At 67.0% G+C, this 26,947-nt stretch carries 28 protein-coding genes and 1 tRNA gene; 12 read left to right on the top strand and 17 right to left on the bottom strand.

Going from position 1 to position 26,947, the window contains the following annotated elements:
- Positions 1 to 50: 50 nt before the first annotated feature.
- Positions 51 to 965: an NAD-dependent epimerase/dehydratase family protein gene (locus AC5Y5W_RS08330; protein WP_500009973.1), complete on the bottom strand. Its 915-nt coding sequence runs from the start codon at positions 963 to 965 to the stop codon at positions 51 to 53.
- A gap of 37 nt (positions 966 to 1,002) precedes the next feature.
- Positions 1,003 to 1,088: transfer RNA gene (locus AC5Y5W_RS08325), tRNA-Tyr, on the bottom strand.
- Between the two features lie 82 nt (positions 1,089 to 1,170).
- Here AC5Y5W_RS08325 and AC5Y5W_RS08320 point away from each other — a divergent pair.
- From AC5Y5W_RS08320 to AC5Y5W_RS08295, 6 genes are all read left to right on the top strand, one after another.
- Positions 1,171 to 1,662, top strand: a complete 492-nt coding sequence (locus AC5Y5W_RS08320; RefSeq protein ID WP_500009974.1) for a YajQ family cyclic di-GMP-binding protein — start codon at positions 1,171 to 1,173, stop codon at positions 1,660 to 1,662.
- Between the two features lie 56 nt (positions 1,663 to 1,718).
- Positions 1,719 to 2,225: a hypothetical protein gene (locus tag AC5Y5W_RS08315; RefSeq protein ID WP_500009975.1), complete on the top strand. Its 507-nt coding sequence runs from the start codon at positions 1,719 to 1,721 to the stop codon at positions 2,223 to 2,225.
- Positions 2,226 to 2,293: 68 nt separating this feature from the next.
- Positions 2,294 to 2,836: an RES family NAD+ phosphorylase gene (locus tag AC5Y5W_RS08310; RefSeq protein ID WP_500009976.1), complete on the top strand. Its 543-nt coding sequence runs from the start codon at positions 2,294 to 2,296 to the stop codon at positions 2,834 to 2,836.
- A gap of 84 nt (positions 2,837 to 2,920) precedes the next feature.
- The gene (locus AC5Y5W_RS08305) at positions 2,921 to 4,408 is read left to right on the top strand and encodes a flavin-containing monooxygenase (RefSeq protein WP_500009977.1); all 1,488 of its coding nucleotides are present in this window, start codon (positions 2,921 to 2,923) and stop codon (positions 4,406 to 4,408) included.
- A 72-nt stretch (positions 4,409 to 4,480) separates the two neighbouring features.
- On the top strand, positions 4,481 to 4,795 hold the full coding sequence (locus AC5Y5W_RS08300) for a hypothetical protein (RefSeq protein ID WP_500009978.1): 315 nt from the start codon (positions 4,481 to 4,483) through the stop codon (positions 4,793 to 4,795).
- A gap of 72 nt (positions 4,796 to 4,867) precedes the next feature.
- Entirely contained in the window at positions 4,868 to 5,893 is a 1,026-nt protein-coding gene (locus AC5Y5W_RS08295) for an NAD(P)H-dependent glycerol-3-phosphate dehydrogenase (protein WP_500009979.1), read from the top strand.
- A 17-nt stretch (positions 5,894 to 5,910) separates the two neighbouring features.
- Here the strand turns inward: AC5Y5W_RS08295 and AC5Y5W_RS08290 are convergent, their stop codons facing one another.
- The gene (locus AC5Y5W_RS08290; protein WP_065014947.1) at positions 5,911 to 6,153 is read right to left on the bottom strand and encodes a helix-turn-helix transcriptional regulator; all 243 of its coding nucleotides are present in this window, start codon (positions 6,151 to 6,153) and stop codon (positions 5,911 to 5,913) included.
- Positions 6,154 to 6,454: 301 nt separating this feature from the next.
- Here AC5Y5W_RS08290 and AC5Y5W_RS08285 point away from each other — a divergent pair, with 301 nt between their 5' ends.
- Positions 6,455 to 7,963: a SulP family inorganic anion transporter gene (locus AC5Y5W_RS08285; protein WP_500009980.1), complete on the top strand. Its 1,509-nt coding sequence runs from the start codon at positions 6,455 to 6,457 to the stop codon at positions 7,961 to 7,963.
- A 3-nt stretch (positions 7,964 to 7,966) separates the two neighbouring features.
- Here the strand turns inward: AC5Y5W_RS08285 and AC5Y5W_RS08280 are convergent, their stop codons facing one another.
- The 3 genes from AC5Y5W_RS08280 to grcC1 all read right to left on the bottom strand — a co-directional run bounded on the left by AC5Y5W_RS08280 (position 7,967) and on the right by grcC1 (position 10,310).
- On the bottom strand, positions 7,967 to 8,311 hold the full coding sequence (locus tag AC5Y5W_RS08280) for a type II toxin-antitoxin system HicB family antitoxin (RefSeq protein WP_500009981.1): 345 nt from the start codon (positions 8,309 to 8,311) through the stop codon (positions 7,967 to 7,969).
- Between the two features lie 67 nt (positions 8,312 to 8,378).
- Positions 8,379 to 9,233, bottom strand: a complete 855-nt coding sequence (htpX, locus tag AC5Y5W_RS08275; protein WP_499895412.1) for a zinc metalloprotease HtpX — start codon at positions 9,231 to 9,233, stop codon at positions 8,379 to 8,381.
- Positions 9,234 to 9,302: 69 nt separating this feature from the next.
- The gene (grcC1, locus tag AC5Y5W_RS08270; RefSeq protein ID WP_500009982.1) at positions 9,303 to 10,310 is read right to left on the bottom strand and encodes a nonaprenyl/(2E,6E)-farnesyl/geranylgeranyl diphosphat synthase; all 1,008 of its coding nucleotides are present in this window, start codon (positions 10,308 to 10,310) and stop codon (positions 9,303 to 9,305) included.
- Positions 10,311 to 10,331: 21 nt separating this feature from the next.
- Here grcC1 and menJ point away from each other — a divergent pair, with 21 nt between their 5' ends.
- Entirely contained in the window at positions 10,332 to 11,552 is a 1,221-nt protein-coding gene (gene menJ / locus AC5Y5W_RS08265; RefSeq protein ID WP_500009983.1) for a menaquinone reductase MenJ, read from the top strand.
- A gap of 41 nt (positions 11,553 to 11,593) precedes the next feature.
- Here the strand turns inward: menJ and AC5Y5W_RS08260 are convergent, their stop codons facing one another.
- The gene (locus AC5Y5W_RS08260; RefSeq protein WP_500009984.1) at positions 11,594 to 12,322 is read right to left on the bottom strand and encodes a demethylmenaquinone methyltransferase; all 729 of its coding nucleotides are present in this window, start codon (positions 12,320 to 12,322) and stop codon (positions 11,594 to 11,596) included.
- Positions 12,323 to 12,340: 18 nt separating this feature from the next.
- Complete coding sequence (locus tag AC5Y5W_RS08255) at positions 12,341 to 13,468, bottom strand: glycosyltransferase family 4 protein (RefSeq protein ID WP_500009985.1); 1,128 nt, start codon at positions 13,466 to 13,468, stop codon at positions 12,341 to 12,343.
- Between the two features lie 83 nt (positions 13,469 to 13,551).
- Here AC5Y5W_RS08255 and AC5Y5W_RS08250 point away from each other — a divergent pair, with 83 nt between their 5' ends.
- Positions 13,552 to 14,172 carry a DsbA family protein gene (locus AC5Y5W_RS08250; protein ID WP_500009986.1) on the top strand — a complete coding sequence of 207 codons (621 nt, stop codon included), beginning with the start codon at positions 13,552 to 13,554 and terminating at the stop codon, positions 14,170 to 14,172.
- Here the strand turns inward: AC5Y5W_RS08250 and AC5Y5W_RS08245 are convergent.
- The 9 genes from AC5Y5W_RS08245 to AC5Y5W_RS08205 all read right to left on the bottom strand — a co-directional run bounded on the left by AC5Y5W_RS08245 (position 14,136) and on the right by AC5Y5W_RS08205 (position 23,725).
- Complete coding sequence (locus AC5Y5W_RS08245) at positions 14,136 to 14,657, bottom strand: DUF3592 domain-containing protein (protein WP_500009987.1); 522 nt, start codon at positions 14,655 to 14,657, stop codon at positions 14,136 to 14,138. The genes AC5Y5W_RS08250 and AC5Y5W_RS08245 overlap by 37 nt on opposite strands.
- The gene (gene menD, locus AC5Y5W_RS08240) at positions 14,654 to 16,294 is read right to left on the bottom strand and encodes a 2-succinyl-5-enolpyruvyl-6-hydroxy-3-cyclohexene-1-carboxylic-acid synthase (protein WP_500009988.1); all 1,641 of its coding nucleotides are present in this window, start codon (positions 16,292 to 16,294) and stop codon (positions 14,654 to 14,656) included. The genes AC5Y5W_RS08245 and menD overlap by 4 nt, the downstream gene beginning before the upstream one ends.
- 22 nt (positions 16,295 to 16,316) lie before the next feature.
- Complete coding sequence (locus AC5Y5W_RS08235) at positions 16,317 to 17,105, bottom strand: alpha/beta fold hydrolase (protein WP_500009989.1); 789 nt, start codon at positions 17,103 to 17,105, stop codon at positions 16,317 to 16,319.
- A complete protein-coding gene (locus AC5Y5W_RS08230) occupies positions 17,102 to 17,839 on the bottom strand; it encodes a DJ-1/PfpI family protein (protein WP_500009990.1) in 738 nt (245 codons plus the stop codon). Before AC5Y5W_RS08230 ends, AC5Y5W_RS08235 begins: the two co-directional genes overlap by 4 nt.
- A gap of 6 nt (positions 17,840 to 17,845) precedes the next feature.
- Positions 17,846 to 18,904 carry a class I SAM-dependent methyltransferase gene (locus tag AC5Y5W_RS08225; RefSeq protein WP_500010019.1) on the bottom strand — a complete coding sequence of 353 codons (1,059 nt, stop codon included), beginning with the start codon at positions 18,902 to 18,904 and terminating at the stop codon, positions 17,846 to 17,848.
- A 38-nt stretch (positions 18,905 to 18,942) separates the two neighbouring features.
- The gene (locus tag AC5Y5W_RS08220; RefSeq protein WP_500009991.1) at positions 18,943 to 19,905 is read right to left on the bottom strand and encodes a GlxA family transcriptional regulator; all 963 of its coding nucleotides are present in this window, start codon (positions 19,903 to 19,905) and stop codon (positions 18,943 to 18,945) included.
- A gap of 66 nt (positions 19,906 to 19,971) precedes the next feature.
- A complete protein-coding gene (locus AC5Y5W_RS08215) occupies positions 19,972 to 21,117 on the bottom strand; it encodes an LLM class flavin-dependent oxidoreductase (protein ID WP_500009992.1) in 1,146 nt (381 codons plus the stop codon).
- 47 nt (positions 21,118 to 21,164) lie between these two features.
- Positions 21,165 to 22,154: an o-succinylbenzoate synthase gene (locus tag AC5Y5W_RS08210; protein WP_500010020.1), complete on the bottom strand. Its 990-nt coding sequence runs from the start codon at positions 22,152 to 22,154 to the stop codon at positions 21,165 to 21,167.
- Positions 22,121 to 23,725 (bottom strand): amidohydrolase, encoded by a 1,605-nt coding sequence (locus AC5Y5W_RS08205; RefSeq protein ID WP_500009993.1) that lies wholly within the window; start codon positions 23,723 to 23,725, stop codon positions 22,121 to 22,123. Before AC5Y5W_RS08205 ends, AC5Y5W_RS08210 begins: the two co-directional genes overlap by 34 nt.
- A gap of 142 nt (positions 23,726 to 23,867) precedes the next feature.
- On the opposite strand from AC5Y5W_RS08205, the gene fadD8 reads away from it, so the two are divergent.
- From fadD8 to AC5Y5W_RS08190, 3 genes are all read left to right on the top strand, one after another.
- Positions 23,868 to 25,469: a fatty-acid--CoA ligase FadD8 gene (gene fadD8 / locus AC5Y5W_RS08200; protein WP_500009994.1), complete on the top strand. Its 1,602-nt coding sequence runs from the start codon at positions 23,868 to 23,870 to the stop codon at positions 25,467 to 25,469.
- Between the two features lie 87 nt (positions 25,470 to 25,556).
- The gene (locus AC5Y5W_RS08195; RefSeq protein WP_500009995.1) at positions 25,557 to 26,027 is read left to right on the top strand and encodes a nitroreductase family deazaflavin-dependent oxidoreductase; all 471 of its coding nucleotides are present in this window, start codon (positions 25,557 to 25,559) and stop codon (positions 26,025 to 26,027) included.
- Positions 26,024 to 26,926, top strand: a complete 903-nt coding sequence (locus tag AC5Y5W_RS08190) for a 1,4-dihydroxy-2-naphthoyl-CoA synthase (protein ID WP_500009996.1) — start codon at positions 26,024 to 26,026, stop codon at positions 26,924 to 26,926. Before AC5Y5W_RS08195 ends, AC5Y5W_RS08190 begins: the two co-directional genes overlap by 4 nt.
- Positions 26,927 to 26,947: the final 21 nt, after the last annotated feature.

Raw genomic sequence — 26,947 nt, 5'->3', positions numbered from 1 at the left:
ACATACGATCCAAACTCGATATCACATGCGATATCAAATTAGAGGAGGTACTAATCCGTCGGGCAGCGGGCGAGCAATTCCGGGTGAAACGTGGCCACCATGCGGCGCATCCCGTCGCGCCAGTCAACCGTGGCGGCGCCGACGAGCTCGTGCATCCGGGCCACGTCCGTCGGATTACCGCGCAGCGCCTGCTCGCTTTCGTCGAAGACCGGTTCCTTGCCGACCAGCCCGCCGAGGTACCTGCACCACTCCTGGAGGCTGACCGCCTGATCGCCGCACCAGTTGACCGTGGTCGCCGGGACCGAGGCCACCTCGAGCAGCTTCGGGATGGTCGCGATGATGTCATCCTCGTGGATCGGGTTGTAGCGCGCCGGCCCACCGGGCGGGACCGGTATCGGCATGCCGGCCAGCATCATCTGCATGTGGTAGTACGGCCAGCCGCCGTTATCGCCGTACGGAACGTTGAGGCGAGCGATCGTGGTAGGGACGCCGAGCACCCGCGCCATCGACCGAGCGACGGCCTCGCCGGCGATCTTGGAAATGGAATAGGTAGGAAACAAAAACTTGTGGTTGTCACCCAGCGCCGTGCGCTCAGTACGCGGCTCGTCGTCCGGCGGGTCGTAGACGGCCGCCGACGAGCAGTGCAAAAACGCCTTCGCGCTACGGCAGTGGGCCATCAACAGTCCGACCGACTCCGCATTGGCCGCGAGGTCCTTGTCCCACTTGCCGCTCTTGGCCACCGCCAAGTTGAGCACGTAATCAAAATCGGAGGGCAGACCGTCGAATTCCCCCGCGGCCAAGTTGACCGTCTCACACCGGATTCCGGCCTCCGCCAAACCTTCACGAGCCGCGGTGTCGGTGAACCGGGCGATACCCCAGACCTCGTTATCGACGGCCAAGGCTCGGGCGACGGGAGCGGCGACTTGGCCGGTCGCACCGGTGATCAGGATCTTTGCGCCGCGCATGCGCCGATCGTAAGCGACGGATGCACCGCCGTGAGTGTGGTGGCAGGTCCAGGATTCGAACCTGGGTAGGCGTAAGCCGACGGATTTACAGTCCGCTCCCATTGGCCGCTCGGGCAACCTGCCGTATGTATTACGGGTAGCAGAGTACAACGAGGATGTACCCGGAGTACAAACGGCTAATACCGATGGAAGGGGAACGGATCCAATGGCGGATTCATCGTTCGATGTCGTCAGCAAGATCGACCACCAGGAGGTCGACAACGCCCTCAACCAGGCAGCCAAGGAACTGGCCACCCGGTTCGACTTCCGCGGCACCGACACCAAGATCGCGTGGAAGGGCGACGAGGCGATCGAGTTGACGTCGTCCACCGAGGAGCGCGTCAAGGCCGCCGTCGACGTCTTCAAAGAAAAGCTGATCCGCCGCGACATCAGCCTCAAGGCCTTCGACGCCGGCGAGCCGCAGGCCTCCGGCAAGACCTACAAGATCACCGGCACCCTCAAGCAGGGCATTTCCAGCGAGAACGCCAAGAAGATCACCAAGCTGATCCGCGACGAAGGTCCCAAGAACGTCAAGTCCCAGATCCAGGGCGACGAGGTCCGGGTGTCCAGCAAGAAGCGCGACGACCTGCAGGCCGTCATCACCATGCTGAAACAGGCCGACCTCGACGTCGCGTTGCAGTTCGTCAACTACCGGTAGGTCGTGCGATTCGTGCGCCTGCCATCAGCGCACGAAATGCATGTACGATGGTCGTTATGACGACTGCGGAGGCCCTCACTGTCGCAACGCAGCGCGTCCGCGAGAGCGCTCAAGCCGTGGGCTCGGCGCTCGCATCCGTCGCCGTGTACACCGAGCCTGCCATCGCGCGGGCGGTGCAAGCCGAACACAACCTCTACGCGCGAATCGAGACCGAGTTCGGCATGCTGACCAGCACCGAAGCCGGTAAACGGATGGGGTCGCGGTCGCGTGCTCCACGCAATCTCGCTGCCAGCGCGCGCCGCAACAACCAATTGGTCGCCATACGTCGGGGCAACCATCTCGTCTACCCCGGGTTTCAGTTCGGACGGGACGGACAGCCCCTTGCCGTGATTAGTCGGCTGCGCAAGATCGCGGAGGCCAACGACTGGTCGGAGACGGGCTTGGTGCAGTGGTTGTGCTCGCCGACGACATACTTCGATGGGGACCGGCCCGTCGACCACCTCACCGAGGATCCAGACCGAGTCGTCGCCGTGGCGGCGGACGCGCTGGCCGTCGAGTGGTAAAGGCGCCACCCAGTCCGTTCAAGCCGGCCACCGAAACACTGTCTGCGGGCCACCTCCTGTATCGCGTCTTGACGGCGAAACGCAGCCCCACCGAGTTCAACCCCGGCGTAGGCGTTCCGACCCGGTTCGGTTTCTTCGGCGAGCCGGTAATACCGATCATGTATGCCGCGGAAACCGAAGAGGCGGCGGTTGCCGAAACCCTGCTGCACGACATCTCCGTCGAAGGTGGAGACCTGCCCTATGACCAGTACTCGCGCAAAGCGCTCGTCCGTCTCGAGGTGACGCGCGAGCTGCGCCTCGCCGTCCTACACGGCCTAGGGCTGCGACGGTTGAAGGTCAATGCCGACGATGTCACGTCAAGCCCCGCCTCCAGCTATCCACATACTGTGCGCTGGGCCGAAGCCGCACACCGGATCGGCGTCGACGGCATGGTGTGGATGTCGCGGCTGTGCAATGACGCCAAGACGTACGTCTTCTTCGGCGACAACTGCGCTGACGCGTTCACTCAAGACCCTTCACACGCACGCATCTTCGCCAGCCCCGCCGACCAGATGTGGCTGATCGACCTGTGCGCACCGCTGCATGTCGACGTGCTGCTTCAGCCGTCGTAATCAATCCCTGCTCTGGCCCAATCAACCGGTGGGTGCCTACCCTGGTGACCAAGACCACACTCGTCACCAGAAGCGAGGTTCGCAATGACTGCGACGCCCCAAGACGCTGGCCACTTCGACGTCGTCATCATTGGCGCCGGCATTTCCGGGCTGGGCGCGGCCTACCGGCTCACCGAACGCAACCCGGGCCTGAGCTACGTCATCCTGGAGCGCCGTGAGCAGATCGGCGGCACCTGGGACCTGTTCCGCTACCCCGGCGTGCGCTCGGACAGCAGTATCTTCACGCTGTGCTTCCCCTATGAGCCATGGACCCGCAAAGAAGGCGTGGCCGACGGCGACGACATCCGTGACTACCTGAAAGCAACCGCGCACAAGTACGGCATCGATTCCCACATCCGGTTCAACAGCTATGTTCGCTCGGCCGACTGGGACTCTTCGACCGACACCTGGACCGTCACCGCCGAGCAGGACGGCGTGCCGACGACCTACCGCGGCCGGTTCGTGTTCTTCGGATCCGGCTACTACAACTACGACGAGGGCTACACCCCGGAGTTCGCCGGCCTCGAGCAGTTTGGCGGCACCGTCGTACATCCGCAGCACTGGCCGGAGGACCTCGACTACACCGGCAAGAAGATGGTGGTGATCGGCAGTGGTGCGACGGCGATTTCGCTGATTCCGTCACTGACCGAGAAGGCGTCGAAAGTCACGATGCTGCAGCGCTCACCGACATACATGTTCTCCGCTTCGAAGTACAGCTGGTTCGCCGATGGCCTGCGAAAGCTATTGCCGCGCAGGCTGGCTCACCTGCTCATCCGGTTGCGCAACGCGCTGTTCGAAGGCTTGATCTGGTTCTTGGCCCGCAAGACCCCGGGCTTCATGAAGTGGTGGATCCGCCGCATCGCGATCAGCAACCTGCCCAAGGGTTACGACGTCGACACCCACTTCAAGCCGCGCTACAACCCGTGGGACCAGCGGCTGTGCCTGATTCCCGACGCCGACCTCTACGTCGCGATCGGCGAGGGACGCGCCGAGGTGGTCACCGACCATATCGACCACTTCGACTCCACCGGAATCGTTTTGAAGTCCGGTGGCCATTTGGACGCCGACATCATCGTCACCGCCACCGGCCTGCAACTGCAGGCGCTCGGCGGTGTCACGGTGTCCATCGACGGCGCCGAAATCAAGGTTCAAGACCGCTTCGTCTACAAGGCACACATGCTCGAAGACGTGCCTAACCTGTTCTGGTGCGTCGGCTACACCAACGCGTCCTGGACATTGCGTGCCGACATCACCGCCCGTGCGACCGCAAAGCTGTTGGCGCACATGAAGGCTCACGGCTACACCCATGCGTATCCGCATCTGGGCGGGGAGCCGATGCCCGAAAAGCCGTCGTGGGACATCCAGGCCGGCTATGTGCTGCGCTCACTGCATGCGCTGCCGAAATCGGGCACCAAGCGGCCGTGGAATGTGCGGCAGAACTACTTTGCCGACGCCCTGGACTACCAGTTCGACCGGGTCGAAGAAGCGATGGTGTTCGGCCGCGCCGAGGAAACCGCAGCGCTGGCCGGGTAACGGGTTGGCAACGACCCCGACGCCCGGCGTTTCTGGTTGGCGCCCGCCCGGTTGCCAACGCAGTATGGAGCAATGCCAATCACACGGAACTGCATCAGATCGATGGTCCTGGCGGCAGCTACCGCGGCGGTAGTCGGCGCTGGGCCGACGGCCGCGCTGACCGCGACTGCTCCGGCTCCCGGCAGCGATCAGGTTGTGCTGGCCGAGCCCGGCGGCACGCAGGGCGGCGGCGGCCCCGACGGTCAGGGCGGCGGCGGAGGCTGCGGCGGCGGTCCCGGCTGGAATGGGTGTGGCGGCTGGAATCCCTTCGAGGGCGGCACTTTCAACGGATGCTCGAACGGCGTGTGCGCCGGCTGGGACGGCGTTCGCGGCTGGGGCCACCTCTAGAAACGGCGGCACTGCGCCCGCCGATTTCGCGAACCGCCACCAATCCGCCGGTGCGGCAATACGCTGATCGCCATGGCACCTGCTCTGCGCGAACCGAACGTCGTCGTCTTGGGTGGCGGCTCTTGGGGTACCACCGTCGCATCCATCTGCGCGCGCCGCGCACCGACGCTGCAATGGGTGCGCTCGGAGGACACCGCCAAGGACATCAACGACAACCACCGCAACACCCGCTATCTCGGCGACAGCGTGGACCTCAGCGAGAACCTGCGTGCCACCACCGACTTCTCCGAGGCCGCCAACAGCGCCGACGTCGTCGTCATGGGAGTGCCGTCGCACGGGTTCCGCGGGGTACTCACCGAACTGGCCGCCGAGCTGCGGCCGTGGGTGCCGGTGGTGTCACTGGTCAAGGGCCTCGAGCAGGGCACGAATATGCGGATGTCGCAGATCGTCGACGAGGTGCTGCCCGGCCACCCGGCCGGCATCCTGGCCGGGCCCAACATTGCCCGCGAGGTGGCCGAAGGTTACGCGGCCGCCGCCGTGCTGGCGATGCCCGATCAGCATCTCGCTGCTCGCCTGGCACAACTGTTCCGCACCAGGCGGTTTCGCACGTATACGACCGACGACGTGGTCGGCGTCGAGATGGCCGGTGCGTTGAAGAACGTCTATGCGATCGCGGTGGGGATGGGCTACTCCATGGGTATCGGCGAGAACACTCGCGCCCTGGTGATGGCCCGCGCCGTGCGCGAAATGTCCAAGCTCGGCGAGGCAGCCGGCGGCCAACGGGACACCTTCGCCGGCCTGGCCGGCATGGGCGACCTGATCGTCACCTGCACCAGCCAGCGCAGCCGCAACCGCCACGTCGGCGAGCAGCTCGGCGCCGGCAAGCCGATTGACGAGATCATCGCGTCGATGAACCAAGTCGCCGAGGGCGTCAAGGCCGCCAGCGTGATCATGGAGTTCTCCGACAAGTACGGGCTGAACATGCCCATCGCCCGTGAGGTCGACGGCGTGATCAATCACGGCTCCAGCGTCGAGCTGGCCTACCGTGGCCTGATGGCGGAGACACCGGGGCACGAAGTGCACGGCGCGGGGTTCTAGGCCCCTTTACTGCCGGCTCAGTCGACGTCGATGCTGATATGCAGGCGCTTGCCGCATGCTCGAGCCACCCGCTCCAACGCCTCGACCGTCGGCGCGCGGCTACCGTTCTCCCACGCGGCGACCGCTGACTGGCTGGTCTCCAGCGCCGCAGCCAACTGGGCCTGCGTCATTCCGGCACCCGCCCGGGTCTCGTAGACCAGCCCGGCCAGGGTCATCGGCCAGCCGGCCTCGCGGATATCTGCTGTTTGGATTTCTGACATCGGGATCACCACTTTTCACGGTTCACCATTGACCGCCTCATCCACTATACCGAATTCGATATAGATGAATCCAATTTTTGGGGCAGAGATCCCAGAGACCAGCGGCGGCCCGAATTTGTGTTCTCTATGTATCCGGCGCATGGGTTTGACCGCCCCTTCGCCCGATAAATAGTCTCGGACTGAGCAATTGGGCGTTGAGGGGCCGGCAGGGTATCGGTAAAGGTTATGTGCGGCAAGAGTTTACGTCGTCGCAACCTCAGATATTCAAGTGTTAACCGGCAGGTCGTTACGCTCCACATCCATGGACCGCGATCCGACAAAGGAGCGACCGATTCAGCACACCCAAGCACTGGCCGACCACGACGTTGACCAAGCGGCGGTGCGCAGCGATCGGCTGCGATCGATCCTGCGGTATGACCTGCCGGCATCGCTCGTGGTGTTCCTGGTTGCCCTCCCACTCTCGCTGGGCATTGCGATTGCATCCGACGCGCCGGTGCTCGCCGGGCTGATCGCCGCAATTGTCGGCGGCATCGTCGTCGGGATCATGGGCGGCTCACCACTGCAGGTCAGTGGCCCGGCGGCCGGTCTGACCGTCGTCGTCGCCGATCTCGTCGCCCAATTCGGCTGGGCGGTAACATGTTTGATCACGGTGGCCGCCGGTGTGCTGCAGGTGCTGCTGGGGCTGAGCCGGGTTGCCCGAGCGGCGCTGGCGATCTCGCCCGTCGTCGTGCACGCGATGCTGGCCGGCATCGGCATCACGATCGCGTTGCAGCAAGCCCACGTGTTACTGGGTGGAGAATCCAAAAGCACTTCGTGGCATAACCTCGTCGGTCTGCCCGCCCAACTACTCGGCGCGCATGGCCGCGGTCTGATTCTGGGCATTCTCGTGATCGTCACGTTGGTGGTCTGGCGCTGGGTGCCGAAGCCGATCTCGCATGTGCCGGGCCCGCTTGCTGCCATCGTCGGTGTGACGGTCCTCTCGCTGGTGTTGCCGTTCAACGTCCGCCGGATCACCCTGGACGGCTCGCTGCTCGATGCGCTGTCGTTGCCGGGTATCCCCAAGGGCAACTGGGGAGCCGTCGCCACGGCGGTGCTCACGGTCGCGCTCATCGCCAGCGTTCAAAGCCTGCTGACGGCCGTGGCGGTCGACCGATTGCACGACGGGCCGCGCAGCGATCTCAACCGCGAGTTGATTGGACAGGGCACCGCCAACATCGCGTCCGGCGCGATGGGTGGGCTGCCGATCGCCGGTGTGATTGTGCGGAGTACGGCCAATATCAGTGCCGGTGCGAAATCCAGCGCCTCGGCGATTTTGCACAGCTTCTGGATTCTGCTGTTCGCTCTGCCGTTCGCGGCGCTGGTGCAAAAGATCCCCAGTGCAGCGCTGGCCGGCCTGCTCATTGTCATCGGCATCCGGCTGCTGCAGCCGGCTCAGATCCAAACCGCGCGGCGCAACGGCGATTTCGTCATCTATCTGGTGACCACGCTTGCTGTTGTCTTCCTCAACGTGCTGCACGGCGTGGCGATCGGTCTGCTGCTAGCCGTCGCATTGACCGGCTGGCGAGTGATCCGAGCGAAAATCGCTACCGAACACGACGGCGAGAACTGGCGCGTGGTCGTGGAAGGCATCTGCACCTTCATGTCGCTGCCCCGACTGACCGCTGCCCTGGCGTCGATCCCGGCGGGCACCGTGGTCACCGTCGAGTTGCTTGCCCACTACCTCGACCATGCCGCGCATCAGGCGATCGACGACTGGCAGCGACAGCACCACGCCACCGGCGGGACGGTGCGCGTCGTCGGGATGCTGTAGATATCACCAGTCCAGGAGGCCGCGCTGCTGCCGGTCGGCGAGCTTCTGCACGACCCACTGATTCATCGACACGTTCTGCTCGGCGGCTTCGATGGTGAGCCGGGCGTGCAATGCCGGCGACGTTCGGACCACGAATTTGCCGCTGTATTGCCGTTCGGTGAGTGGACTCGGGACGCTGCCGCCCGTCGCGTGCCGTTCGGCGATGTCTTTGTCGACGGCCTCCTCGACGGCGGCAATCGCTTCTCGCATCGTCGGCGCGCGCTCCGATAGCCAGGGCAGTTCGATGCAGCGTCCGACGTATTCCGACCGCTCCGGCGACCATTCAGCACGATAGGTGTAACGGTTCATACCCAGGTGATATCACATGCGATGTCAACTTGGAGAAGGCACTAATCCTTCGGCCAGCGATCGAGACCTAACCGCGGGCCATCGACTCGAGCCGACGGATCCGGTCGGCGATCGGCGGGTGCGTCGAGAACAGCGACCCGATCCGCTCGCCCGCCCGGAACGGGTTGGCGATCATCAGGTGCGCCTGGCTGGCCAGCTGCGGCTCCGGCGGCAGCGGCGCGGCCTGCACCCCGCTGGAGATCTTGCGCAACGCCGAGGCCAACGCCAACGGGTCGCCGGTCAACATCGCGCCGGATTCGTCGGCCTGGTACTCGCGTGAACGCGAGACCGCCATCCGCACCACCGTCGCCGCGATCGGGCCGAGCAGTGAAACGAACACCAGCGCAAAAGGATTGCCACCCTCTCGGTTACCGCCGCCGAAGAACATCGCCATGTAGGACAACGCGGTGATCACCGATGCCAGCGCGCCGGCCACACACGAGATCAGGATGTCGCGGTTGTAGACATGTGAGAGCTCGTGGCCGAGCACGGCGCGCAACTCGCGCTCGTTGAGCATGTTCAGGATGCCGGTGGTGCAGCACACCGCGGCGTTGCGCGGATTGCGCCCGGTGGCGAACGCGTTGGGCGCGGCGGTGTCGCTGATGTACAGCCGCGGCATCGGCTGGTGTGCGGCGGTGGCCAACTCGCGGACGATCCGGTACATCGCCGGCTCCTGCACCTCGGACACCGGCTGGGCGTGCATCGCCCGTAGCGCCAACTTGTCGCTGTTGAAATAGGTGTAAGCGTTCATGCCGACGGCGAACAGCACCGCCAGCCACATCGCCGTCCTGCCGAACATCGCGCCGGCGAGCACGATCAGCACCGACATGCCCACCAGCAGCGCGAACGTCTTGAACGTGTTCTGATGCGGATGCCAGGTCATGAGCTTCCTCCTACGAACACCCGGGTCTTAGTCATTAAACGCCCGGGACGAGCCGCCGGGTTCCGCAAACTAGCCGTGTCGGTTGATCGTGTAGTCGACCAGCGTGGCCAGCGCATGCCGGCTGGGCAGATCGGGCAGCGCGGCCAGCTCCTCGCGGGCCTGCGCCGCATAGCGCGCCACGGTGTCCTTGGCCTGGGCCATGCCCGGCGAGCCGCGCAGCAGCGACAGCGCCTCGGCCAGCACCTCGTCGTCCTCGACCGGGCCGACCAGCAGCTCGCGCAGCCGGTCGGCGTCGGGTCCGGTGTCGCGCAGCGCGTAGAGCACCGGCAAGGTGTGCACGCCTTCACGCAGGTCGGTACCGGGCAGTTTGCCCGACTCGTCGGGGTCACTGTCGATGTCGATGATGTCGTCGGAGATCTGGAACGCGGTGCCGACGATGCCGCCGAGCCGGTCCAGCCGCTCGATTTGATCGTCGCCGGCGCCGGAGAACATGGCACCGAACCGGCCCGCTGCGCCGATCAGGCAGGCCGTTTTCTCGTGCACCACCTTCAGGTAATACTCGATCGGGTCCGCGTCGCCCGCGGCGCCGCGGGTCTCGCGCATCTGTCCGGTCACCAGCTGGGCGAACGTCTCGGCGATCACCCGCACCGCGTCCGGCCCCAGCCGCGACACCAGCCGCGAAGCCGTCGCAAACAGGTAGTCGCCGGCCAGGATCGCGATGTTGTTGCTCCACCGCGCGTTGGCACTGGCCGCTCCGCGGCGCACTTGCGCCTCATCCATCACGTCGTCGTGGTACAGCGTGGCCAGGTGCACCAACTCGATGACCGCGCCGGCGATCGTCACGTCGTGGGCGTCCGGCTGCGGCCCGAGCTGCGCGGAAAGCACCGTGAACAGCGGGCGGAACCGTTTGCCGCCAGCCTCGAACAGGTGCAGCACGGCCTCGGTCATCAAGCCGTCGGAGCCGCGTAGCTCGGTCTCCATCAGCTGCTCGATGCGGTCGACGCCCGCACGCACGTCCGCGGCGAATGCGGCGTCGCCGAAGTCCACACCCGCCACCACAGTCGCCGGAGTCCTCACGCGACCAACATACTGGTGAGCATGGGCAGCAACGCCGACGTGGTGGTCGTGGGCGCCGGACCGGCCGGATCGGCGGCGGCGGCCTGGGCGGCCCGCGCGGGTCGCGACGTGCTGGTCATCGACTCCGCGAGCTTCCCTCGCGACAAGGCCTGCGGTGACGGGCTGACCCCCCGCGCGGTCGCCGAGCTGGAAAGGCTGGGCCTGGGCGAGTGGCTGGATGCCCGCATCCGGCATCGCGGCTTGCGGATGAGCGGGTTCGGCGGCGAGGTGGAGGTGGACTGGCCGGGCCCGTCGTTCCCGGCGACTGGCAGCGCGGTGGCCCGGGTCGAGCTCGACGACCGGATCCGCAAGGTTGCCGAGGAGTCCGGCGCGCGAATGCTGTTGGACGTCAAGGCTGTTGGTGTACACCACGACTCGGTGGGGCGGGTAGCGTCGGTGGTGCTGGGCGACGGCACACAGGTGACATGCCGGGAGCTGGTGGTCGCCGACGGCGCCCGCTCGACGCTGGGCCGAGTGCTGGGCCGGCGGTGGCATCAGGAGACCGTCTACGGCATCGCCGCCCGCGGGTATCTGGCCACTCCGCGCAGCGAGGAGCCGTGGCTGACGTCGCATCTGGAACTGCGCTCGCCCGACGGGGCAGTGCTGCCCGGCTACGGCTGGATTTTCCCGCTGGGCAACGGCGAAGTGAATATCGGCGTGGGCGCGCTGTCGACGTCCAAGCGGCAGGCGGACCTGGCGCTGCGGCCGCTGATGTCCTATTACACCGATCTGCGCCGCGACGAATGGGGGTTTGACGGCCAGCCGCACGCGGTGTCGTCGGCGCTGTTGCCGATGGGCGGTGCGGTGTCGGGGGTGGCCGGGCCGAACTGGATGCTGATCGGCGACGCGGCGGCCTGCGTCAACCCGCTCAACGGCGAAGGCATCGACTACGGGCTGGAAACCGGGCGGCTGGCCGCCGAACTGCTGGGGACCGGCGACCTGTCGCGGGTGTGGCCGCAGGTGCTGCAGACCCACTACGGTCGCGGGTTTTCGGTGGCCCGTCGGTTGGCGTTGCTGCTGACGTTCCCGCGGTTCCTGCCGGCGACCGGGCCGCTGGCAATGCGCTCGACGAGGCTGATGAGCATCGCCGTACGGGTGATGGGCAACCTGGTCACCGACGACGACGCCGACGCGGTGGCCCGGCTATGGCGATCCGGCGGTGTGCTGTCGCGGCTGGCCGATCGCCGAAAACCCTTCTGCTAAGTTCTGTCCCCCTCTGGCGCGAGCGTGCGTGTCCCCGGTTATCAACTCGGCGTGTCGGCCGGCGACACGCACGCTCGCGCCGAAGGGGGCTTACTAGCCGCGTGTAGGGCGACGATCCCGCCGGTCAGGTTGCGCCAGCGCACCGCCGACCATCCGGCGCGCGAAATATCGTGCGACAGCGCCGCCTGGTCGGGCCAGGCGCGAATCGACTCGGCCAGATACACATACGCCTCCGGATTGCTCGACACCGCGCGAGCCACTCGCGGCAGCGCCCGCATCAGGTACTCCTTGTACGCCACGGCGAACACGCGACTGGTGGGCGTGGAGAACTCGCACACCACCAGCCGGCCACCGGGCCGGGTGACGCGGGCCATCTCCCGCAACGCCGCCTCGCGGTCGGCGATATTGCGCAGCCCGAAGCTGATCGTGACCGCGTCGAACACGTTGTCGGCGAACGGCAGTCGGGTCGCATCACCGGCGACCTTCGGCACCCGGCGCGCGGCCCCGGCCAACAGCATCCCGACCGAAAAATCCGTCGCCACGCACCATGCCCCGGAGCGGGCCAGCTCCACCGTCGACACCGCGGTACCGGCGGCCAGGTCCAACACCTTCTCCCCGGCCGCCAGCCGCAGCGCCGAGCGGGTGGCCCGCCGCCAGTAGCGGTCCTGCCCGGCCGACAACACCGTGTTGGTCAGGTCGTAGCGGCGGGCAACGCCGTCGAACATCGACGCGACTTCACGGGGATTCTTGTCCAAGGTGGCGCGGCTCACCGGCCCGACGCTACCCGGTCAGGCCGCCGCTGCTCGTCGCGTCCCCAGCACCGCCTCGTAGTGCTCGAGCAGCTCGTCGCAGATGGCCGGCCAGGAACGATCGAGCACACTGCGGCGGGCGGCCAGCGAATAGCGCGGCCGCTCGTCGAGCAGATGCGCGACGGCGGCGGGCAACCTCACCTCGAATTCGTCAACGGGCAGCAGCAGTCCGGTCCGACACGGCACCACCAGGTCGCGCGGGCCGCCGGCGTCGGGGGCGATCACCGGCAGCCCCGACGCCAGCGCTTCCTGCACGGTTTGCCCGAACGTCTCGTGCTCGCCGGGATGCACGAAGACGTCCATGCTGGCGTACGCCGCGACGAGCTCGTCGCCATACAGCGCGCCGGTGAAAACCGCAGTGGGCATGGCGGATTGCAGCTTGGGCCGATCGACCCCGTCGCCGACGATGACCAGCTGCACACCGCTGTCGAGCGCCAGATCAGCCAACCGCTCGACGTGCTTCTCCGGGGCCAGCCGGCCGACGAAGCCGACGATCGGCTTACCCTCGGGCGACCACCGCCGGCGCAACCCCTCGTCCCGTGCCGACGGCACAAACCCCGTCACGTCGACTCCCCGCGCCCAGCGATGTACCCGTGGGATGCCCTGGGCAACAAGGTCTTCCATGGCAGAAGTAGATGGCGCCAGCGTCCGGTCGGCGAGCCCGTGCAGGTGACGGGTCCACGCCCACACTGCCCGCGACGCCGCACCAACTCCATAGGCCGAGGCGAAACCCGCGACATCGGTTTGGAATACCGCCACCGTCGGCACCCCCAGGCGGCGTGCCGCGCGCAGCCCCCCGTAGCCGAGCAGCGCCGGTGACGCCAGGTGCACCAGGTCGGGTTCGAACCCCCGCAGCACCCGCAGCATCCGCGGCAGCGGCACGCCCAACGGCAGCGACGTCACCTTGGGAAACATCCGCGACGGCGCCCGGTGTACCCGAATGCCGTCGTGAATCCGCTCGGCGGGCGGCTGCCCGGACGGAGTGTCGGGGGCGATGACCAGAGCCTCGTGACCAGTGCGGCGCAAATGCTCGAGGATGCGGACCACCGAGTTGCTGACACCGTTGACGTGCGGGAGAAACGATTCTGCGACGATGGCGACGCGCACACCATTACCGTGGCAGCGCCGGCTGTCGATAAGGTTGCCGGCGAGCATACGGTGTGCGAAATCTGGTGCAAGGGGGTTAACGGATGCGGCGCTGGCTTGGCGTAGTGATGGCGGCGGTGTGGTTGGTCACAGTCGGCACCGCGCATGCCGACGTTCCGCGCACCAGCGACGGCGACGGAATCATGGTCGGGTCTCTTGTCGCGCCAGTGCAGTTGGAGATCTTCTGCGAACCGCAATGCCCGCACTGCGCGGAGTTGGAGTCGACGGATGGTGACCGGATTGCCGGCGAGATCGGCAACGGTCGGCTGGCGGTCACGTATCGCTGGCTGACCTTCCTCGACGACAAACACCACAATGACGCGTCCGCACGCATGACCACTGCGCTGTTTGCGGCAGCCGACCCGACGACTTCATCAACCGCGTATCAGGCGTTCGTGCAAGACCTTTACCGCCACCAAAGCACCGACGGCCCCAACAACAACGACATTGCGGCGATGGCCCGTGAAAGCGGAGTGCCCGAGCCGGTGGCCCAGCGGATCGCGGCCGGCGACAACACCGTCGACACCGGCGCGGTCAATGCCGCCAACAAGGCACGCCTCAATGCGGCGACACCTGAACCCGGCACCCCCACGGTTTACAACCTGAACACCAAAAGTGTTGTCGATATTCAGGATCCAGACTGGCTCGACAAGCTGTTCGGCTGAGGGTCCAGCCGCTTCTCCAGCAGCGCCAGACCAGCGAGTGCGGCGGCCGCGATCAGCCAGCCCACCACTGCAATCGAGCCGGCCGGGATGATCGCCAGCATCGCGGTGCGGTGCTGCACTCGCACCAGATTCGGATTCCTCTTGTCGTATTCGACGTAAATCCGCATGCCGGTGGCCAATTCCGACGGGTAGAGCACCCCGAGCTCGGGACGATAGGTGATCCGGTCGGGCGTGACGAACTCGATGGTGGAGCGCCGGGGCCCGGCGCTGAGCACCTCAGCCTGCGCCACGCCCATGTCGTTTTGGATCGACAGGTCGTTGCGCAAGGCGCCGGCCACCAACAACACCGACTGCAAGGTGACCAGCACGACCGCGACCAGGACGGCGATTCGCATCCAGCGCAGCAGGCGTCGGGCCTGGGTGTCCGGGGCGGAGTCGGCGCGACCGTGGATCAGGATGTGCGCCAACGTCTTTAGACGCTTCACAAGGCAGCCTTGATGGCGGCATGCAGCTGCCGCAGCGACGACCGGTCGGCCTTGACTTCCAGCACCCGCAGGCCGGCGGCCGGCTCGTCGAGAGCCGCGCCGAGTTGGTCGACCTCGATCTGCCGGGAGTCGACGTGATAGGCGCGACACAGCGCGCCGACGTCGACGTCGTGCGGGGTGCCGAAGATGCGGGAGGACACGTCGGAAAACCGCGGATCGCCCTGCTCGAGCAGTTCGAAGATGCCGCCGCCGTTGTCGTTGGACACCACGATGGTCAGCTGCCGCGGCACCGGCTCGGTGGGGCCGATCAGCAGCCCGGAGCTGTCGTGCACGAAGGTCAGGTCGCCGATCAGCGCGACGGTGCGCCCGCCGGCGCGCTCGTGGGCCAGCGCGGCGCCGATCGCCGTCGACACCGTGCCGTCGATGCCGGCGACGCCGCGGTTGGACCGCACTTTGATGTATTTGTGACGCTCCGCGTCCCCGAGTCCGACCAGCGCCGCGTCGCGCACCGGATTGGAGGCGCCCAGCACCAGCTGGTCGCCGGGCCGCAACGCGTCGGCGACGGCGGCGGCCACATGCAAACCGGTGGTCAGCGGGTGCACGGCGAGTTGACCGCGCACCGCGTCCACCGCGTGCCGGTTGAGCTCGGCGCAGCGCTGCAGCCAGGCCGGACTCGGCTCGCCGGTGGTGATCGCCCGGGTACCGTTCGCCTGCGAGTTGCCCGACACATCGGGCCAGCGCGGCCCGGTGGTCAGCGCGTAGACCGGCACCGACGGGTCAGCCAGCAGCGCCGACACCGGCCGGTGCAGGGTGGGCCGGCCCAGCATGATCACCTGCTGGGGGTGCAGTAGCCGCAAGGCCAGCGGATGCAGCGGGTTGGCCACCGGCGGCGCCGTCGGTTCGGCGACGGTCGGCAGCGCCGCCAGGTTGGGGTGTACGCCGGCGCCGTGCCCGGCGATGATGACGGTGTCGGCATTCAGGTCGATGTCCAGCGGCTGGTCGAAACTGACCGGCGGAGTGTGCGTCCAGGGTTTGCCGTCCGGCCGGCCCGGCGGGGTCGGTGCGGTGCCGCGATCGGGAACCAGCGGCTCGCGCAGCGGAATGTCGAACTGGACCGGTCCGGCATTGGCGGTGCGAGCGCCGGTGGCGGCCACCAGGACTCGGCAGGTGGCCGACCGCCAGGTGGCGTTGAGCGCATCCATCTGCTCGGGTGCATCCTCGGCCAACCCGAGGCTGATGGTGGCGCGGACCTGGGTGCCGAAGTAGCCCAGCTGCTCCATGGTCTGGTTGGCGCCGGTGCCGAGCAGCTCGTAGGGCCGGTTGGCCGAGAGCACGATCAGCGGCACCCGCGCGTAGTTGGCCTCCACCACCGCGGGCCCGAGGTTGGCCACCGCGGTGCCCGACGTCATCGCGACGCAGACCGGCGCGTCCCCGGCGACGGCCAGCCCGATGGCCAGATAGCCGGCGGTGCGCTCGTCGATGCGGACATGCAATCGCAGCTGGCCGGCCTGGTCGGCGTCCTGCAGGGCGAAGGCCAGGGGGGCGTTGCGGGAGCCCGGGCACAGCACCACGTCGCGGACGCCGCCGCGAATCAGTTCGTCGACGACGACGCGGGCCTGTGCCGTCGAGGGATTCACCAGTACAGCGTAGCTATCAGCCTCAGGCGGCGATGCCAGCGAGGAACTGCAGGATCGCGGCGTTGACGGTCTCCGGCCGCTCCAGGAACCCCAGATGACCCGCATCGGGGATCTGCAGGTAGCGGCCGTTGGGGATGGCATCGGCGACCTCGCGGCCCAGATGCGGCGGCGTCACGATGTCGTCGGCGAACCCGATCACCAGGACCGGCGCGGTGATGCTCTGGTAGGCCGGCAGCCGGTTGTTCCGCGGCGAGACGTCGAGCTGACAACGCAGGCCCGGGGTGGACTTGATCGGCCACATGGTAAAGATGTCGATCCACTCGGCCACGGCCTTGTCATCGTTGAGTGTTTTGGGTGAAAAGCTTTCCAGCATGCGTACTTTGGCGTCGTAGATCGGTGGCAGCCGGGTCTCCGACTTGATTAGGTCCTCTTCGGCGGTCCGGAAGAATTGCCGGGCGCGGTCCAACCGGCCGCGGGTGGCCATCAGCACCGCCTTGCTGACCAGATCGGGCCGGGACACCATCAGCTCCTGAGCGATGTAGGCGCCCATCGACACCCCGACGATGCGGGCCGGGGCCACATTGAGGCTCTCGATCAGCGCCGCCGTGTCGGCGACCATGGTCTGGGTGGTGAAGCCGCTGGCGTTCTCCGTCGCGCCGATTCCGCGGTTGTCGAAGGTAATGACGCGGTAGCCGGCCGCCAGGAACGCGGGGACCTGATGCAGGTGCCAGCCGCGTCCCGCCCCGCCGCTGCCGGCGATGAACAGGACCGGCTCACCGCTGCCGCGGTCGTCGTAAGCAAGGTTGGTCACCTCATGGACGGTACAAGCTTCCGTTTACGGGCTGTGCGGGCCATGTTCAGCGCGCGGTCCCACATCAGCAGCGTGGCGGCCTTGAGCTGTGCCGGTTTGACCAGCTCGGTGGCCATCAGCGCGCTCGCCGCGGCCTTGGTCGACGCCGACGCCTTGGACATGTGCCCGGAGTCGAACGGCGGCTGCGGGTCGTACTCCATCGACAGCTGGATGGCCTTGGCGCGGCCTTCGCCGCCGAGTTGCCCGGCCAGCCACAACGCCAGGTCGATGCCCGCCGAGACCCCCGCGCAGGTGACCACCTTGCCGACTGGCACGATCCGCTCGTCGCTGACTGGAATGGCCCCGAGGGCCTTCAAGGCGCTCAGCGCCATCCAGTGCGAGGTCGCACGCTGGCCGGTCAGCAATCCGGCGGCGGCCAGGATGATCGAGCCGGAGCACACCGACGTCGTCCAGGTCGTGGTTTCGTGCGCCTTGCGCAGCCAGCTCAACAGCGCCTCGTCGCGGGAATGCTCGACCGAGGTCATGCCACCCGGCACCAAAACCACGTCTGGAGAAGGGGTTTCGGCGAACGAGTGCGTGGCGCCAACGACGAGAACATTGGAGTCCGCGGTGATCGGGCCCGGCTCGTGCCAGACGAAGCGCACCTCGGCTTTGGGCAGCCAGCGCAGCACTTCGTAGGGTCCGATGAAGTCCAGTGCGGTGAAGCCCGGATAAAGCACGATAGCGATCTGCATGAGCTCCTACTTCCCTGCGATGTAGTAGATGTTGAGCGGATCGTCGTCGATCTCCGCGGTCCGCACGTCAGCGAATCCGGCATCGGCGAGCATCGCTTTAGCCAGCTGTTGCCCCCACGCGGTGCCGAGCCCGACGCCGCCATGCGCCAGCGACACCGTCATGCAGTGCATCGTCGAAATCGTGTAGAGGAACGGGGCGAACGGGACGCCGATGTTGTCTTCGAGTTGGCTCGACGCGTTGACGTCGGCCATCAGGAACACTCCCCCGGGTCGCAGCGCGCGATAGATGTTGGCCAACACCGGCGCCGGGTGGGCCTGGTCGTGGATCGCGTCGAACACCGTGATGACGTCGTAGGCGTCGGCGAGGTCGAGCTCGGTCAGGTCACGACGCTCGAAGGTGGCGTTCGACAGGCCCAGGCGCTTGGCTTCTTCGGTGGCCGCGGCGACACCTTCGTCGGAGAAGTCCAGGCCGGTGAACCGGCTCGCCGGAAACGCCTGCGCCATCACATTGATGGCATGGCCGCTGCCGCAGGCGAAGTCGGCCACGTCGGCACCTTCGCGTAACCGCTCCGGCAGGCCGTCGACCAACGGCACGATCACATCGATCAATGCCGCGTCGAACCGGGCGCCGCTCTCCTCGGCCATCAGCGCGTGGAATCGCGGGTACTCGCTGTAGGGCAGCCCACCGCCGTTGTGGAAGCAGCCGACGATCTTCTGCTCGACCTCACCCATCATCGGAATCATTTGCGCCATCCGAGCCAGGTTGTGCGGTCCCGCGGCCTTGGTCAGCACGGCGGCCCGATGGGGCGGCAGGGAGTACGTCGCATCAGCAGCCTGATAGTCGACGATTCCCCCGGCCGCAGCGCCGCCCAGCCATTCGCGCACATAGCGTTCGTTGAGCCCGGCGGCATCGGCGATCTGGGCGCTGGTGGCCGACGGGAGGTCGGCCAGCACGTCGAGCAAACGGGTCTGGTGGCCGATGCTCAACAAAACCGCCAGGCAGGCGCCGTCGATCGCGCCGGCCATCCGCCCGACGAACTGGTCGGTGGTTTCGGCGGACGCCACGGTCTTCTCGTGGGTTGACGTCATGGTGCTCCTCTCGGTTAGGCGAACGTCTTGCGATAGTGATCCGGCGAGATGCCGACGCGGCGAACGAAGTTGCGGCGCATGCTCTCTGCGGATCCAAAGCCGCAGCGCGCCGCGATGGCCGCCACGGTGTCGTCGGTTTCCTCGAGTTGCCGGCGGGCGGCCTCCGTGCGGACACGTTCAACATACGCGCCCGGTGACTCACCGACCTCCGTGGTGAACACCCGAGTGAAATGCCTTGGGCTCATATCGATTCGGCGGGCCAGCTCCGCGATGCTGTGCACGCCGCCCGGCTCGGCCTCGATGGCCTCCTGAACGTCTCGGATCGGCTGTCGCCGGGCGCGCGGCATCCACACCGGTGCGGCGAACTGCGTCTGTCCCCCGGGTCGCCGCAGATAGAGCACCAGCCAGCGGGCCACCGTCTGCGCCATCTCGGTGCCGTGATCGTCTTCGACCAGTGACAGCGCCAGGTCGATGCCCGCGGTGACGCCGGCCGCGGTCCAGACCTTGTCGGAACTGCGCACGAAGATCGGGTCGGGATCGACGACGATCGACGGGAATTCGTTTGCCAGCCGCTCGGCCGACCCCCAGTGCGTGGTGGCGACGCAGTCGTCCAGCAGCCCGGCTTGCGCGGCCAAGAAGGCGCCGGTGCAGACGCTGGCCACCCGCCGGCTGCGGGTGGCGACCGCGCGGATCCAGTCGACGATCTTGGGGTTGGCCCGGGCCTTGTGAACGCCGGCGCCGCCGGGCAGCACGACGGTGTCGACCGGTTGGCCAGGGTCGGGGAGCTCGGCCGTCGCGACGGCGAGGCCCGAGCTCGTCGTCACCGGTTGACCATCGACCGACACCACCACCGGCTGGTATCCGTCACGGCCTTCCGCCGCGAGCTTCGTCGAGGCCGTCGCGAACACTTCCAGCGGGCCGACGAGATCCAGCGTCTGCATCCCGGGGAAGCTGAAAAACACCACGGTGCGGGTCATAGCTGTCAGTGTTCAGCACCGACATGGTGGCGTCTAGGTCGGGTATCCCACAGATTAGGACACCGCCTAAAGCTTCTTGAGCCCTCGGACGATCTTGTAGAACGGCACGCTGGCGGCCAAGCCGTTGCGCAGGCTGCGCTGCATCGGGCTGAAGTGCGCCAGCACGATGTAGCGAACTCCGCAGTCTCGCCACTCCGCGACCCGATCGATGATCTCGTTGGCCGTGCCGGCGAGCAACGTGTCGCGCAAGACTTCCGGCGGAATGCCCTTGATGTAGGACAGCGCGGTCTGCTCGTCCCAGTCCTGGGGCAGGATGTCCTGTGCACCGCCGAAGCCGACCCCCAACGGGTGCTGTGCACCGTGTCGGGCGAAGACCGCGTCGGTTGCGTTCAGCGCCCACGCTTTGATCATTTCGGATTCCAGGCCCTGATCCACCTCTGCGGCACTGCGGCCGGTGACGACGCCCATCCACATGGCCGGAACGATCGACATCGGGTCGCGTCCCGCATCCGATGCCGCCGCGCGAACGGCGTCCAACCGCTGCGCGTACTCCTGCGGTTGGTGCACGGCCGCGGGATAGAACCCGTCGGCGTAGCGGCCGACCGCGCGCAACATGCGCGGCCCGTGTGCGGCGATCCAGATCGGCGGCCAGCTACCGCGATACGGCGGCAGATCGAACAGCGCGTTGCGCAGCGGAAAGTACGGCGAATCCCGGTTGACCAGTTCGCCGTTCGAGTCCCACAGCGCGCGGATCGTCGCCATCGCCTCCTCGAACCGGGCCACTGGCTTGGACCAATCCACCCCGTAGGGTTCGTTGCCTTCCCGTTCGCCGGTGCCGATACCCAGGATGGCCCGACCGCGGGTGAGCAGATGCAGTGTGGCGGCGGCCTGCGCGGTGACCGCCGGATTGCGCCGGCCGGTATCGGTCACCGAGGTGCCCAGCCGGATGCGGCCGACGCGGTTGCGGGCGGCGATATGCCCGAGCATCGTCCACGGCTCCAGGAAGGCGTCCACCTTCGGCATGAGCTTGGTGGCGCCGACGTACTTCGGCTGCCACAGCGCTCGGGGAAACAGCGCGTTGAGGTGGTCGGGCACCCAAAACGAGTCGACCCGACTGACCACCGCGGCCAGGTAGTTAGCTCTGGTGAAGGTGTCGGCTGCTGGGCGCGCGGCGGTGATCCCGTCCTGGATGCCCACGCGAAATCCGGTCATATCCGGAAGTTTCGACCCGGCGGCCCGCAGCGGCCTAGAGTAGCCGGCTACCTCAAAATTGCGTGGCAGCTCCTGACACGGTCGATCCACCATTGCCGCCGCTTCGGCGGCGCCGCCAGCGCCGGTATCCGCGCCGGGTCTGGCGTGATCGCTGCGACCGGTAGGTAGCCGTCCCCCGGTATCGCGGGCTCGGCGACGTCGTCGACGAACAGGCCGCCGGTGCCCAGCCCGCAGGCATGGCGCAGTTCGGGCAGCGCGGCGGCGGCGGTGAGGCCGATGCCGATCCCAACCGCGGAATCCAACGCACTGGAAACCACGACGGGGATGTCGATCTGCGCAGCGATGTCCAGCATCTTCGAAACTCCGCCCAGCGGGGCGACTTTCAGCACGGCGATGTCGGCGGCGTTGGCACGGACCACGTTGAGCGGATCGTCGGCTTTGCGGATGCTTTCGTCGGCGGCGATCGGCACGTCGATGCGTCGCCTGAGCTCGGCGAGTTCTTCGACGGTGCTGCAGGGTTGCTCGAGGTATTCCAGTGGCCCGTCGGCGGTCAACGCCTGCGCGGCGTCGACGGCCTGTGCGACGGTCCAGCCGCCGTTGGCATCGACCCGCACGGTGGGAATCAACGCGCGGACGGCGTCGACGCGCGCAACGTCGTCGGCCAACGTCTGCCCGGGCTCGGCGACCTTGACCTTGGCGGTGGTCGTGCCCGGAAACCGCGCCAGCACCTCGGGTACTTGGGCGGCGTCGACGGCGGGGACAGTGGCGTTGATCGGAATGCGGTCTCGTCGCGGTGGGGGCGGTTGTCGGTAGGCGGCCTCGATGGCCGCGGCCAGCCAGTGCGCGGCCTCGGCCGGCCCGTATTCGGGAAAGGCGCCGAACTCACCCCAGCCTTTGGGACCGTCGATCAACGCGACTTCACGAGTGGTGATGCCGCGGAAGCGAACTCGCATCGGCAGCGCGACGACATGCAGGCGGTCGAGAATGTCGTCGAGCGCAGGTATCACTGGCCGTGGACCTGGCGGCCGGCCAGAAATGTTGCCCGCACATCGAGATCGGCGATCTGCTCAGCCGGTACGGCGCGCGGGTCGGCCGACAGCACCACCATGTCGGCGTACTTGCCGACCTCGAGTGAGCCGATGACGTCGTCGGCGAACAGCTGCCAGGCGGCGTCGATGGTCTGCGCGCGGATCGCCTGCTCGACCGTCAACCGCTCCTCGGGAGCGAGCACCCGGCCGCTCGGCGCTACCCGGGTCGCGGCGACGCTGATGTTGCGCAGCGGCTCCTCGGGAGTGACCGGCGGGTCGTTGTGCAGCGAGATGCGCATACCGGTGGCCACTGCCGAACCGGCCGGCATCCACCGTGATCCACGTTCCGGACCGAACAGGCCGTCGACGATGACGTCGCCCCAGTAATGGATCTGATCGACAAAGATGCTGCAGGTGACGCCGAGGGCGGCGGCTCTTTGCAGCTGGTCGGTCCGGATGGCACCGACATGTTCGAGCCGCAGCCGATGGTCGTCGCGCGGATTGTGTTGCAGCGCTTCCTCGTACACATCGAGAATGGTGTCGATTCCCGCGTCGCCCTGCACATGGCAAGCCATCGGCCAGCCCAACGGGAAGTAGGCGCCCACAATTTCGGCAAGCTGCTCACGGGTGTAGTTGGCATGCCCGCACGACCCGGGCACTACGCCGATGGTGCGGGTGGCCTCAGTGTCCAGATACGGAAATGAGAGATCGATATTGCCGATCCACGGCGAACCGTCCACCCAGATTTTGATGCCGACCTGGCGCACCATGTCGTCACCGTCGCCGGGCGCCGCATCGGTGGACATCTGCGGGTTGGAGATCTCATACATCCGCAACCGGACACTCAGGTTCCCGCGCAGTTGGTCGACCACGGGCCGAAACGCCGGATCGAACGCCATCTCTGAGCAGGTGGTCAGCCCGGCGCGATTGAGCCGGGCGCACTCGGCCAGCAGCATCCCCGGGTAGTCGCCGGGTTCGATGGCGCCGCCCAGCAGCGGGAAAACCGCGCCGGTTTCTTCGGCGGTGCCATCAAGCTCGCCGTTAGCGTCGCGACCGTACTTGGCGCCCTTGGGATCCAGAGTATCCCGTGTCAGGCCGGCACGTTGTGCGGCGTGCGAGTTGAAAAAGGCCTTGTGTCCGGAGTTGTGCATGATCACCAGCGGCCCGTTGGGCGCGATGTCGTCGAGCCAGCCCAGCGTGGGCTCGGGAAGTCCGGGCTGCAGCAGCGGATCCCACCCGTTGAGGTACGCGCCGGCCGCGCCCCGCTGGGCGGTCTCCCGTCGGATGGCGTCGACGACGGCGTCGGCGTCGCGGATTGTGACAGGCCGGATGTCGACGAGACGGTCGGACAGCGCGACGGCCTCCATCAGCGGATGTCCATGTGCCTCGACGAATCCCGGCATCACGCAGCCGTCGCCGACGTCCATGGTTTGGGTGTCGGGGCCGATGAGCCCGTCGACGTGCGCCCGGCTGCCAACGGCAATGATTCGGCCGTCGGCGACAGCTACCGCCTCAGCGGTGGGCCGCGCCTCATCGACGGTGAGCACCGTGCCGGTGATGACAAGGTCAGCGACGGCCATACGCGGCGATATTAATGGACAGATGGCCGCGGACGAGCTGCCGCGCCGACCATGCGGCCCTCCTAGGACATGATGGCGCATGTGATATCAGGGTGGAGGAGGGGGCTCGGCTCTTTCTGTAACACGTTCTAGTCTTGGGGTCATGACCGACGACCTGCTGCGCAACCCGACCCACAACGGCCACCTGCTGGTGGGCGCGCTCAAGCGCCATCGCGACAAGCCGGTGCTGTTCCTCGGCGACACCACGCTGACCGGCGGCCAGCTGGCCGGCAAGGTCAGCCAGTACATCCAGGCCTTCGAGGCGCTGGGCGCCGGCACCGGCGCCGCGGTCGGATTGCTGTCACTCAACCGGCCCGAGGTGTTGATGATCATCGGCGCCGGCCAGGCTCGGGGCTACCGGCGCACCGCGCTGCACCCGCTGGGTTCGCTGGACGACCACGCCTATGTGCTGTCCGACGCGGGTATCAGCTCGCTGATCATTGACCCCAACCCGATGTTCGTCGAGCGCGCGGTCGGTCTGTTGGAGCGGGTGGACTCGCTCAAGCAGATTCTGACCATCGGCCCGGTGCCGGATGCGTTGAAGCACGTGGCGGTCGACTTGTCGGCCGAGGCGGACAAGTACGAGCCACGTCCGTTGGTGGCCGCCGACCTGCCACCGGACCAGGTGATCGGCTTGACCTACACCGGCGGGACCACCGGCAAGCCCAAGGGCGTGATGGGCACCGCGCAGTCGATCAGCACGATGACGTCGGTGCAGCTGGCCGAATGGGAATGGCCCGACCATCCACGGTTTTTGATGTGCACCCCGCTCTCGCATGCCGGTGCGGCGTTCTTCATCCCGACGGTGGTCAAGGGCGGCGAGATGATCGTGCTCGGCAAGTTCGATCCCGCCGAAGTACTGAGAATCATTGAGGAGCAACGGATCACGGCGACCATGCTGGTGCCGTCGATGCTGTACGCGCTGATGGACCACCCGGATTCGCACACCCGCGACCTGTCGTCGCTGGAGACCGTCTACTACGGCGCCTCGGCGATCAACCCGGTGCGGCTGGCCGAGGCGATTCGGCGGTTCGGGCCGATCTTCGCGCAGTACTACGGGCAGTCCGAAGCGCCGATGGTGATCACGTATCTGGGTAAGGCCGATCACGACGAGAAGCGGCTGACGTCCTGCGGCCGGCCGACGCTGTTTGCCCGCACTGCGCTGCTGGACCTGGACGGCAACCCGGTGCCGCAGGGCGAAGTGGGCGAAATCTGTGTCAGCGGACCACTTTTGGCCGGCGGCTACTGGAACCTGCCGGAGGCGACGGCCGACACGTTCCGCGACGGTTGGCTGCACACCGGTGACATGGCCCGCGAGGACGAGGACGGCTTCTACTACATCGTCGACCGGGTCAAGGACATGATCGTCACCGGCGGGTTCAATGTGTTCCCGCGGGAGGTCGAAGACGTCGTGGCCGAGCATCCGGCCATCGCGCAGGTGTGCGTGGTCGGGTCGCCCGACGACAAGTGGGGCGAGGCCGTCACCGCGGTGGTGGTGCTGCGCTCCGACGCACCGTCTGACGACAACGCGGTCGCGGCGATGACCGCCGAAATCCAGGCCGCAGTCAAGGACCGCAAGGGATCGGTGCAATCGCCCAAGCGGGTGGTCGTCGTCGAGGCGTTGCCGTTGACCGGGCTGGGCAAGCCCGACAAGAAGGCGGTGCGCGCACAGTTCTGGGAGGGCGCCGGCCGAGCCGTCGGCTGACGGCTCTTATCGCCGAGCGTGAAGTTAGGTTCACGCTCGCGACCCAACGTGAAACTGGTTTCACACTCGCGCACTACTGTGGCAGCCATGGCTAAAGCGGACGCGCTCAAGCCGCCGTGGTGGCTCAAGCCGATGAACAAGCTGTTCATCCGGATGTCGCGGCTGGGTTTGCGATTCGGCGGCGAGAGCCCGGTGGTGTTGACGGTGGCGGGACGCAAATCGGGACAGCCTCGTTCGACACCGGTCACCCCGATGACCGTCGACGACAAGGAGTACATCGTCGGCGGATTCCCGGGAGCCGATTGGGTGGCCAACGTTCGCGCCGCCGCCGAAGCCACGGTGTCCCGCGGTCGACGGCGTGAACGAGTACGAGTCGTCGAGCTTTCCGCCGACGAGGCACGGCCGCTGCTGCGGATCTGGCCAATCGAGGTGCCCACTGGCGTCGGCTTCCTGAAACGCTCCGGACTGGTCACCGACGGCCGCCCGGAAGAATTCGAGGCGCTGGCCGGGATTTGCCCGGTGTTTCGCCTGGACCTACTAGGAGCCCAACAGCCTTGAGCGACAATCCCTTTGACCCAGACGTTTGGCAGACGGTCGACGGCTTTGCCGAGCTGACCGATATCACCTATCACCGCCACGTCAATGACGCCACCGTGCGGGTGGCGTTCGACCGGCCGGAGGTACGCAACGCGTTTCGGCCGCATACCGTCGACGAGCTCTACCGCGTCTTGGATCGCGCCCGGATGTCCCCGGACGTCGGCGTGGTGTTGTTGACCGGGAACGGGCCGTCACCCAAAGACGGCGGCTGGGCGTTCTGCTCCGGCGGGGATCAGCGCATCCGCGGACGCAGCGGCTACCAGTACGCCTCGGGTGAGACCGCCGACACCGTCGACGCGGCCCGCGCCGGGCGGCTGCACATCCTCGAAGTGCAGCGGCTGATCCGGTTCATGCCCAAGATCGTCATCTGCCTGGTCAACGGGTGGGCGGCCGGCGGCGGGCACAGCCTGCACGTGGTGTGCGACCTCACCCTGGCCAGCCGTGAGCATGCCCGGTTCAAGCAGACCGACGCCGACGTCGGCAGCTTCGACGGGGGCTTCGGCAGCGCGTATCTCGCCCGCCAGGTGGGCCAGAAGTTCGCGCGCGAGATCTTCTTTTTGGGCCGCGACTACACCGCCGAGCAGATGCATGCGATGGGCGCGGTCAACGCCGTCGTCGACCACGCCGAATTGGAAGCCACCGGCATGCAGTGGGCAGCCGAAATCAACGCGAAATCGCCTCAGGCGCAACGGATGCTCAAATACGCGTTCAACTTGCTCGACGACGGCCTGGTGGGCCAGCAGCTGTTCGCCGGCGAAGCCACCCGGTTGGCCTACATGACCGACGAGGCCGTCGAAGGCCGCGACGCCTTTTTGGAAAAGCGTCCACCCGATTGGAGTCGCTTCCCGCGATATTTCTGACCGATGGCCGCCACCTAGACT

It is taken from the genome of Mycobacterium sp. NGS51 (assembly GCF_059812525.1).
This window is presented reverse-complemented; position numbering and strand designations above follow the sequence as displayed.

What these genes read in the sequence shown, in the direction of transcription:
- AC5Y5W_RS08330 (WP_500009973.1), bottom strand. Translation starts at nt 965, where the DNA reads ATGCGCGGCGCAAAGATCCTGATCACCGGTGCGACCGGCCAAGTCGCC.
- AC5Y5W_RS08320 (WP_500009974.1), top strand. Translation starts at nt 1,171, where the DNA reads ATGGCGGATTCATCGTTCGATGTCGTCAGCAAGATCGACCACCAGGAG.
- AC5Y5W_RS08315 (WP_500009975.1), top strand. Translation starts at nt 1,719, where the DNA reads ATGACGACTGCGGAGGCCCTCACTGTCGCAACGCAGCGCGTCCGCGAG.
- AC5Y5W_RS08305 (WP_500009977.1), top strand. Translation starts at nt 2,921, where the DNA reads ATGACTGCGACGCCCCAAGACGCTGGCCACTTCGACGTCGTCATCATT.
- AC5Y5W_RS08300 (WP_500009978.1), top strand. Translation starts at nt 4,481, where the DNA reads ATGCCAATCACACGGAACTGCATCAGATCGATGGTCCTGGCGGCAGCT.
- AC5Y5W_RS08295 (WP_500009979.1), top strand. Translation starts at nt 4,868, where the DNA reads ATGGCACCTGCTCTGCGCGAACCGAACGTCGTCGTCTTGGGTGGCGGC.
- AC5Y5W_RS08290 (WP_065014947.1), bottom strand. Translation starts at nt 6,153, where the DNA reads ATGTCAGAAATCCAAACAGCAGATATCCGCGAGGCCGGCTGGCCGATG.
- AC5Y5W_RS08285 (WP_500009980.1), top strand. Translation starts at nt 6,455, where the DNA reads ATGGACCGCGATCCGACAAAGGAGCGACCGATTCAGCACACCCAAGCA.
- AC5Y5W_RS08280 (WP_500009981.1), bottom strand. Translation starts at nt 8,311, where the DNA reads ATGAACCGTTACACCTATCGTGCTGAATGGTCGCCGGAGCGGTCGGAA.
- htpX (WP_499895412.1), bottom strand. Translation starts at nt 9,233, where the DNA reads ATGACCTGGCATCCGCATCAGAACACGTTCAAGACGTTCGCGCTGCTG.
- menJ (WP_500009983.1), top strand. Translation starts at nt 10,332, where the DNA reads ATGGGCAGCAACGCCGACGTGGTGGTCGTGGGCGCCGGACCGGCCGGA.
- AC5Y5W_RS08250 (WP_500009986.1), top strand. Translation starts at nt 13,552, where the DNA reads ATGCGGCGCTGGCTTGGCGTAGTGATGGCGGCGGTGTGGTTGGTCACA.
- AC5Y5W_RS08230 (WP_500009990.1), bottom strand. Translation starts at nt 17,839, where the DNA reads ATGCAGATCGCTATCGTGCTTTATCCGGGCTTCACCGCACTGGACTTC.
- AC5Y5W_RS08220 (WP_500009991.1), bottom strand. Translation starts at nt 19,905, where the DNA reads ATGACCCGCACCGTGGTGTTTTTCAGCTTCCCCGGGATGCAGACGCTG.
- AC5Y5W_RS08215 (WP_500009992.1), bottom strand. Translation starts at nt 21,117, where the DNA reads ATGACCGGATTTCGCGTGGGCATCCAGGACGGGATCACCGCCGCGCGC.
- AC5Y5W_RS08205 (WP_500009993.1), bottom strand. Translation starts at nt 23,725, where the DNA reads ATGGCCGTCGCTGACCTTGTCATCACCGGCACGGTGCTCACCGTCGAT.
- fadD8 (WP_500009994.1), top strand. Translation starts at nt 23,868, where the DNA reads ATGACCGACGACCTGCTGCGCAACCCGACCCACAACGGCCACCTGCTG.
- AC5Y5W_RS08195 (WP_500009995.1), top strand. Translation starts at nt 25,557, where the DNA reads ATGGCTAAAGCGGACGCGCTCAAGCCGCCGTGGTGGCTCAAGCCGATG.